The 8,859-nt window shown below is 40.1% G+C and carries 8 protein-coding genes; 4 read left to right on the top strand and 4 right to left on the bottom strand.

Going from position 1 to position 8,859, the window contains the following annotated elements; all coding sequences use genetic code 11:
- The first annotated feature begins 30 nt into the window (after positions 1 to 30).
- The 4 genes from ACFG4S_RS12590 to ACFG4S_RS12605 all read left to right on the top strand — a co-directional run bounded on the left by ACFG4S_RS12590 (position 31) and on the right by ACFG4S_RS12605 (position 3,650).
- Complete coding sequence (locus ACFG4S_RS12590) at positions 31 to 1,629, top strand: histidine kinase (RefSeq protein ID WP_392535123.1); 1,599 nt, start codon at positions 31 to 33, stop codon at positions 1,627 to 1,629.
- A 99-nt stretch (positions 1,630 to 1,728) separates the two neighbouring features.
- Positions 1,729 to 2,190: a BON domain-containing protein gene (locus ACFG4S_RS12595; RefSeq protein ID WP_392535124.1), complete on the top strand. Its 462-nt coding sequence runs from the start codon at positions 1,729 to 1,731 to the stop codon at positions 2,188 to 2,190.
- A gap of 384 nt (positions 2,191 to 2,574) precedes the next feature.
- Positions 2,575 to 3,009: a CAAD domain-containing protein gene (locus ACFG4S_RS12600; RefSeq protein WP_392535125.1), complete on the top strand. Its 435-nt coding sequence runs from the start codon at positions 2,575 to 2,577 to the stop codon at positions 3,007 to 3,009.
- A gap of 233 nt (positions 3,010 to 3,242) precedes the next feature.
- The gene (locus ACFG4S_RS12605) at positions 3,243 to 3,650 is read left to right on the top strand and encodes a hypothetical protein (protein ID WP_392535126.1); all 408 of its coding nucleotides are present in this window, start codon (positions 3,243 to 3,245) and stop codon (positions 3,648 to 3,650) included.
- A 246-nt stretch (positions 3,651 to 3,896) separates the two neighbouring features.
- Here the strand turns inward: ACFG4S_RS12605 and ACFG4S_RS12610 are convergent, their stop codons facing one another.
- The 4 genes from ACFG4S_RS12610 to ACFG4S_RS12625 all read right to left on the bottom strand — a co-directional run bounded on the left by ACFG4S_RS12610 (position 3,897) and on the right by ACFG4S_RS12625 (position 8,831).
- Positions 3,897 to 5,915, bottom strand: a complete 2,019-nt coding sequence (locus ACFG4S_RS12610; protein ID WP_392535127.1) for an ABC transporter ATP-binding protein/permease — start codon at positions 5,913 to 5,915, stop codon at positions 3,897 to 3,899.
- Positions 5,916 to 6,017: 102 nt separating this feature from the next.
- Positions 6,018 to 6,839 carry a pyrroline-5-carboxylate reductase gene (gene proC / locus ACFG4S_RS12615; protein WP_392535128.1) on the bottom strand — a complete coding sequence of 274 codons (822 nt, stop codon included), beginning with the start codon at positions 6,837 to 6,839 and terminating at the stop codon, positions 6,018 to 6,020.
- 39 nt (positions 6,840 to 6,878) lie between these two features.
- Positions 6,879 to 7,985 carry a zinc-binding dehydrogenase gene (locus ACFG4S_RS12620; protein WP_392535129.1) on the bottom strand — a complete coding sequence of 369 codons (1,107 nt, stop codon included), beginning with the start codon at positions 7,983 to 7,985 and terminating at the stop codon, positions 6,879 to 6,881.
- 48 nt (positions 7,986 to 8,033) lie between these two features.
- On the bottom strand, positions 8,034 to 8,831 hold the full coding sequence (locus ACFG4S_RS12625; RefSeq protein WP_392535130.1) for a hypothetical protein: 798 nt from the start codon (positions 8,829 to 8,831) through the stop codon (positions 8,034 to 8,036).
- Positions 8,832 to 8,859 lie beyond the last annotated feature (28 nt).

The following is an 8,859-nucleotide window of genomic DNA, read 5'->3' on the forward strand; positions in this document are numbered from 1 at the left end:
AATTAAATTATTTTACTTTGGAGAAAAATAATGGTTGTAGGTGTACATAAACGTGCTGTAGGCGTATTTTCTAATCGACGAGATGTCGAACATGGACTGCATGAATTGAAAAATGCCGGCTTCGATATGAACAGAGTATCTGTTATCACCCAGGATGGAGAGCGTGATGATATAGCAGGTGCCGAAGTACGCGATCGCGTTGGTGATAAATCTGATGAAGGCGCTACAGTCGGAGCAGTTTCCGGTGGTGCTTTGGGAGGATTGACAGGTTTATTAGTCGGTCTTGGTACTTTGGCAATTCCAGGAATTGGGCCAGTTATGTTGGCTGGCGCCGCTGCAACAGCCTTGGCTACCACTCTCGCTGGAGCAGGTATAGGTGCAGTAGCTGGTAGTTTGCTGGGTGCATTAATTGGTTTAGGAATTCCCGAAGAACGAGCCAGAGTATACGATGACCGCGTTAAACGAGGACAGTATTTAGTCATCATTGATGGCACAGAAGCAGAAGTTGCCAGAGCAGAAACAATTTTACGTCAGCGGGGTATCGAAGAGTTTGGGATTTACGACCACCCAGATGCTACTACAGGTGTTGCTCAGACAAATGCAGTTACCGGCAAATATGCAGTAGGATATTTTTCTCATCGCCATGATGCCGAATCTGCAATTAGTGATTTGCGAAATGCAGGTTTCCCTTTAAGCCAAATTTCCTTAATTCATAGAGATTCTTTGAGAGGGGAATCTTTTCCAGGCGTTCATGTGAGCGATCGCTGGGACTCTGCTTGGAGCCTACCAGATAACCGCACTCATTTCTATAGCGAACGCATCAGTCAAGGCGATTACATCATCGTTGTCAGTGGTACAGAAGCTGAAATTCAACGCGCGGCTGTTATTATCAGTCGGCATGGAATTCAACAGTGGCAAATTTACGATGGAACTGGATATACGCCAGGAAATCAGCCTGTGCAAGCAAGCAAACGTGCAATCGGTGTGTTTTCTCATAGTCGAGATGCAGAAGTCGCACTTACAGAATTGCGAGATGCAGGTTTCCCCATGAGTAGAATCTCGCTCATTGCTAAAAATGCAGACGGTCATGGCATCGCTGGCGTAGAAAATAGAAACGTTGGTGTCGGTAATAAAGCAGACGATGGTGCAAAAGCTGGTGCAACTACAGGCGGTATCTTAGGCGGTTTAACTGGTTTACTCGTTGGTCTTGGGACTTTAGCAATTCCAGGAGTTGGTCCGGTAATCGCAGGTGGTGCAGTAGCCACAGCTCTAGCTACAACACTGGCTGGTGGTGCTATTGGTGCAGCAGCTGGGGGTATTGTTGGCGCACTCGTTGGTTTAGGAATTCCAGAAGACAGAGCGAGAGTTTATAGCGATCGCTTCCAAAGAGGTGATTACTTGCTAATTATCGATGGTACAGAAGCGGAAATCCGCCAAGCTGAAGCTATTCTCAAACGTCGAGGTATTGAAGAATTCGCCATCTATGATGCCACTGATGTTGCAGAACATCGCCCAGTAACCCATCACGACACAGGAGTTTTTAATAGCGATCGCGCCAACTACTCAAAAGAAGCTTATAGAGACGAGCCTGCTGTAGTCATTGTTGACCGTCGTGATGAAACAATCTAATCCAAGATAGAGACGGGATTAATCGCCCCTTGCTCCTCACCTCTGCCGTGAATTTCAACAAATTTCAGACATTTTAGTTTCCCATCGAAAGTTAAACATATGCAAAAACTAACTCCCTTCGTAATTAGTTGCCTTTTAGTTTTTGGTGTTGCGGCTTGTGATAACGCTTCTAAAACAAGTGAATCTGCACCTGCTAATCCTAATGAATCTCCACAAGCACCAAGCGTACAAACAACAGAGGCTTCTCAAAAAGACGCGCAAAGTGAAGTCCGCAGAAGACAACTAAATGAAGATATTCGCGCCCGCGAACAGCGCAATAATGCTACTGGTGGCGATACAAATAGAGCTACAGGTGACCTAGCAAGTGAAGTTCGTTCTAAGTTGGAAGCTAATATACCCAATGGTCAACTAACAGTTGATGCTGCCAAAGATGGGACTGTGACAGTAGGAGGAACCGTAAACAATCAGCAGCAATTAGCTAAGATTGAACCTTTATCTAAACAAATTAAAGGTGTTAAAACTGTAGTTAATAAAGCAACAGTTAAACCAGCAACTAAATGAGGTAGTTATAGCTGAGTAGGCAGCTAAAAGTAGACTTACAGCAGATTTAAATTTTCCTTTTTTTTGAAGTAAACTAGACTCAACTATATCTGGAAATAATTCTGCTGTAAATATTCCTACTCAGTCTGACTAAAACGAGCTTTTTTATCGTAAATCAAAAGATTTAAAGCTCATAGATCTAGAGGTAGATTCAATCTTAGATATGAATTTTAAGCTAGCTAAAGATGTTTTTAATTTTAAATTTTTAATGCTTATTTAATCACTTTTTAGTCACAGTATTAGGCTTAAAAATGAAGACAAATAATTGACAAATTATAAATCTAATAGTTATTATTGACACTCAATCGGTTATAGAAATCCCTGTAATTGCTAAAAACTAAAACTATGGAAACCCAACAACAGCAACTTGAATCCATTAATGTATCTTCATCGCAAGCTACCCTAGCACTTGAAGGTATAGACACTACAAACTTGCCAAAACTACCACCTGCAACCGAAACTGAATCGGAATTGCAGCGAATTAATAGACAAGTTTCTGAATTTTTGGAACAACTGCCCACTTACTTAGGTAGCTTTTTTAAAGATTACAAGCAAGCTCTAATAACTGTTGGTTTAATTTTTGCAGCGATCGTTACACTTAAGATAATACTAGCGGTACTTGATGCAATCCATGATATTCCATTGCTCTCACCAACTTTTGAGTTAATTGGAATTAGTTACGCTACTTGGTTTGTTTCCCGTTATTTAGTTAGGGCTTCCACTCGGCAAGAATTATCCAATGAAATTCACTTGTTGAAAAACGAATTTCTTGGCAGATAAATTTTTAAATTAGTAATAAGCAATATCCCCGACTTCTTTGAAAATTCGGGGATATATGGCTTGTTACAAGTTTAATTTAATTTTACTGTGTCAACTTAGTTACATCTAAAGATAGAGAAAAATGATCCATTGTCTAATTTAAATCACTTCTAAAGATAGTAGATTGGAAATGAAAAAGAACCTAGTCTAGTTTTAGAAGTTATTCAATACATTCTTTAACGAGGACATAATTTATGGCTAATGAAGCTGTTAAAAAAGGTATAGATTCATCCGATCGCGCCGAAGCAGATTCATACGATCGCGGCATTATCCCAGCAGAAACAGCTGCTCGGATGGAAAGAGAAGGAGATAAGTACAAAACACTCCCCACAGAAGAAAGGGAAGCTAGTTCTCCTACCGACGATCAAACCGATCCAGAAAGTATTCGCACCACTGACGGTTACACTGTAGACAAAGAAGGTTTGTTGAATAACTATGCAGTTGAACCCGAAATGTACTACGAAGAACCGGGTGATGCACGCAAACAAGCAGCAGAAGATACGGCAGAACGCATCGAAGAACTTGGAGAAATTAATCAGGACGAGGAAGGCAAATTAACTGATAAGGGTGACAACCGCGGTAGAGGTCCAGGAGTAATTTAATTACAACTACTATCTTTTTGCTGGATGCAATTACACCTAAGAAGGCAAAATAGGCTGTTTTTAGAGGCGCAACGATTGTTGCGCCTCTACTTATACGAGAAAATATAGCTGCAATCTCAGTTAAATTAACTACCTGAAAGGATAAGGCAATATCGTTCAAGACTGGAGGTCGCTGCTTGGATCTAATGCCGCTGGAAATTACATGGAGAGTTAATGGCACTGGTACGGTAACAACTGGGCGAGGCTTTATGTAATCAATACTCTTACCCATTTCAATACCTTAGGATCTTTATCATAACGATAGGTAATGCCGTCTTTATTAGTGATAGTTTCCCCTTTGCTTGCCTTACTTCTAATAGTAGTAACAGAATAGTCGGTTAATTGGTTCATTTCTTTATGAGACAACCCTGTGACTGTGCTTGTTTCTGATGGAATTAGAGATTTATCTTGAGACGAATCATCTATTTTTATTTGAGGATTTGTGGAAGGAAAAGTGACAATTGCTTTTTGAGTCCGATAATCCCGTACAGTTACAATTTGCCAACTGGAATCTTGTGAAAGTTCCAAAACCCATTGATGATAATCAAACAGGCTTTCTCGATGGCCAACACTAATAAATGTTGTTTTCGTCTCTTGTAACTGTTGATATAAACTTCCTTCATTTTTTAAATCTAAAGCACTCGTTGCTTCATCTAATATAGTGAAACTAGGATGAGTAACTATTAGTCGTGCGAAAGCAAGGCGTTGTTGTTCTCCCAATGATAATATGTTCTCCCAAGGAACTTCTGTATCAAAGCCATCGACTCGACTTAGCAAGTTTTGCAGATTAACTTGTTGGAGAACCTCTTCGAGTTCCGCATCACTCATCTGACGATTCGTATTAGGGTAAAGTAACTGTTCGCGCAAAGTTCCCAAAATAATATAAGGACGTTGGGGTAAGAATAAGACTTGTTCTAAAGGAGGTCGCATCAAACGACCAGTCCCCGCGTTCCACAAACCAGCGATCGCTCTTAATAGGGAACTTTTACCTCGACCACTCGGCCCAACAATCAATAAACCTTCTCCCGGCTGAACGGACAATGACAAATCTTCGACGATTACCTGTTCATAGTTGGGCGTTTGTAAGGTGACATTTTCAAAAGCGAAATGATTTTCTTCTATTGTTTTAATGGTACTGACCTTCGCTGGTTGTTTGGTAACATCTTCCAAAGCATCTGAAAACTCAGCTAAGCGCTCAACGTAACTCGAAAAATTTCCCGAAGTGCCAAATGCAGTTATTAGTTCTCCCAAAGCAGTAGCAAACATAAAGCTAGCTACACTAGCTTGTCCAACTTGTCCGAAATCAATTTCACCTTTAATATATAAAGGTGCAAGTATGAATAACATAAAAAGTTCGATGGCAACCTGATATGCTCTGTTAAAAATATCCCTATTTCTCTCCCAATCAATCTTGCGTTTACTGTTTGTTATCAGCTTACTAAATCGGCGCTCAATTATATTTGATTCCTGTTGCTCTCCCTGAAAAAAGGCTATCGATTCAGCGTGATTGCGAACATGAGTTAAGCAATAATTGTAGTCAGCTTTAGATTCTATTTCCGCTTGATTAATACTATTTAATTCCTGATTTAAGTAGACAGCAATGAAATTGCCCATAATCGTATAGATAACCAGAGCAACAGCAATCTGTTGGGAAATTGTCCAGATAATTATTGCAAAAGTTATCATTTCCAGTACTTTCTCTAAGAAAGTAGCTGAAAAATTGAGAGCATTACTAGTAATTGGTTCAATTTCTTGAGATAGTCGTTGATCGGGATTATCAATATCAGTTTTAAAATTAATTTTATAATAAGCACGATTGCTTAAATATTTATCTAAAATTTGATTATTAAGCCATTTGTACCAATCAAGAGCAATTTGTTTTCTAACAAATCTAGAAAATCCTAATAAAAGCGTTACCAAGACAAGTCCAGCAGCATAAAAGTATATACTATTAATAAATTTAGAATAATCTTTTTCTTGAAGGATGATATCGACAAGATAGCGATTAAGAAAACTATTAAAAGCAGTTACACCTACAAATGCGATTATTAGTAATACTAGGAGAATAAGCATTGCCCATGCACGAATTACGTCTGAGAATGCTCTTTGTCCTGGCTTTGTTGGATACCAGTAAGGGCCAGCGATCGTTTTGACATTTTCCCAGAATTGGGTAAAATCTGAAAAAATATTTCTTGAGGGCTGAGCTTGAACAACTTGGGTTGGCATATTTGAGAAATCAATTAAAATCTTTGATCAACTTTAATACTTTTTAGTGCTAAATAATCAGTAATAAGTATCGAATGACTAACCCCACTCAGTGCTAATTTTTCAACTGATATTACCCAATTGTTGAGTGCGGCTCAAAGCAGCAAGCACTGCATTAGAGATGACAGTTCGCATCCCACCTTTTTCTAATTCGTAAAGACCAGCAGCAGTCACTCCCCCAGGACTCGTTACCTTGTTTCGTAAAACTGCTGGATGTTCATGAGTCTGAAACATCAGTTCTACACTACCAGCAATCGTATGCAATGTTAGTTCTTCGGCTTGTGTCCGAGTTAAACCTATTTGAACCCCAGCATCAATCATCGCTTCGATGTACAAAAATACAAATCCCGTCCCCGCGCTACTCAAAGCCGTTGCCATATCGAGGTAATGTTCATTTTGAGTAGCAAATTCCTTACCTAATGCTTGTAAAATGATTTGAGTGTGCGATCGCTGTATTTCTGTCACACTTGATGATGCACTCCACACTGTAGTCCCATGACCAACTTGTACTGCAATATTGGGCATTGTACGGACAACAGCAGGATGATTTAACCCTTGGCACAGAGATGAAATACTCGCTCCACTCACAATACTAATTACTAAAGCATTAGGTGGAATTTTATCCTTAAGCATACCCAGAACCTCTGCCAAAACCTGCGGCTTCACCGCCAATATCACAATAGATGCGCCAAGAATCGCTTCTATATTGGAGGTTGTAGTACGTACTCCATATTCCCTTTCTAAATGAAGGCATCGCGGACAAACTGGATCGCTGACTATAATTAAATCGGCTTTTGGAACAATTTTCGTTGATAACAATCTACTAATTATCATTTCGCCCATCGTACCACCGCCGATAAAGGCAATTTGTAAATCTTCGAGCATATCTTCTCCCTATTATCTAAGTCATTTGATATATTGGCATCAAGATAGATTAGGTTGAATCACAGCTTTTAATACAGAGCCTTGCTCTACATCTGCCAGTGCTTGATTAATTTCTTGTAGTGTGTATGAACGGCTAATTATGCTTGACCAAGCAATATTTCTACTGGGATCGCTATGACGTTTTAGTAATTCAATCATTGTATAAAAATGGCTGAAATCAATTCCCCAAGTTCCGCGAATATCAATATGTTTTAGATTAATTTCTAGGTGGGGATTGATGAGAATTTCACCCGTATTTGTGTAATGTCCGACAATGACATAGCGACCTCCATTTCTCGTCATATTCAAGCCCTCTTTGACGGCAATAGGAATGCCTGTGGCTTCAATAGTGACATCAGCACCGTGTCCGTTTGTCAACTCCAAAACTCGCTCAATATGTTGTCGTGGATCGTCAGCCTTAATTACTAAGGTTTCATCGACACCGAAGGATTTAGCAACCGCTAATCTACTCTCAAATTTATCAATGACAATCACTTTACCCGCACCTGAGAGCAAAGCGAGAATTGCCGCACTCAAACCCACAGGTCCAGAACCCTGAACCACGACAACATCACTAATTTGAATCTGCGCTCGGTCGATAGCGTGTAGTGCAGTTGGTAAAGCACATCCCCCAGCAATGAATTGCTTTGGTGAGACTTCTTCGGGTAAAGTGAGAACTTTCACCCCTGGTTTGAGGTAAATCAGTTGAGACCAACCACCCAGCAACCCATCTTTAGCGGAGTAGGTGACACCATAAACTTTGCGTTGGGGACAGCGAGTGGATGCTTTGGCTACTAGACAATACCAGCAGTTGTAACAGGTTTCGTGGACATCGAGAAAGGTGGCGATCGCTCCAGGCTGAATTAATTTACCATTAACATCACTAACTGCTCCACCTGTTTCCACCACACGACCAACTGAGAAATGTCCAGGGATGATGGGATATGGTACTCCCTCTAAACGCCCATGTAGTAAATGTACGTCAGTTCCACAAACCTCAGAATATAAGGTTTCAAGAATGATTCCACCCTTTTCTAGAATCGGGTCTGGTAATTGTTGGACTTCAACGGGTTGATTAGGTGCAGTCATTACAGCTGCTAAGGGCATGAATTACTTCCTCACTATGTTTACCAAATTGCTTCTTACTGCTAATCTTCAAGACCACAAAATAATTTCACCGTTAGGAAGTAATCCGATCGCAGAGGTGAAAGTTACACGTTGTCCATCCATCGGCTCAACAGTGTGAAAATTGCGTGTATTGAAAACGAACACATCTCCTACATAAGGTTGGAAGGCGATCGCGTCTGCATCTGCAATTACTGTATCACCATAGCCGTAGGAATCGAGTTTGTATTGGTCATCTCCTGGTTGCCACTGGCGATCGTAAATACGTGTTTTGCCATAATTATTGGGAGAAAACTTTAAGTACAAATTCCAGGAAAGCTGAGAAACAACTGTAGCAATTTCCCATTCAGATTGTTCTAACGGAGCATAATCAATATGAAGTTGAGTACCCTGCTCTATTTTTCTGATTAGTCCTGCATAATAACTACCATAGAATGGTTCCGAAGCAATTCGCACAGTCGCGCCTGTACACTCTCGAATTTTCGTCATTAAGCGTTCTAATGGATTGAAAGAGGCTGCCATAATGCAATCTCTTAATTTAGTTGTGCGTTCTACTGCTTGAAAATAAGCGGACTTACTAATGCGATTATACTCAAACACTGTGATCCCAATTCTTTCAATCTTGGGATTCACATTTTGATAGCAGTCAAAGTTGAACAATTCAGCCTGAGCAACTAATCTCTCACACTCTTGGGGTGTGGCAAATTCTTTTAATCGAATTAAAGGAATTCGGTTTTCCAATAGCTTTCTTAAAGACTCTGTAGTTAAGGGATACTCTTGCTTATTGTCCCAAACCTTGGATTTAATTTGGTTAGAAGTAGCAGTCATAATACAGTTCCTCACATTTAAATTTTAA

Source organism: Nostoc sp. C117, assembly GCF_043099735.1.
GTDB lineage: Bacteria > Cyanobacteriota > Cyanobacteriia > Cyanobacteriales > Nostocaceae > Nostoc.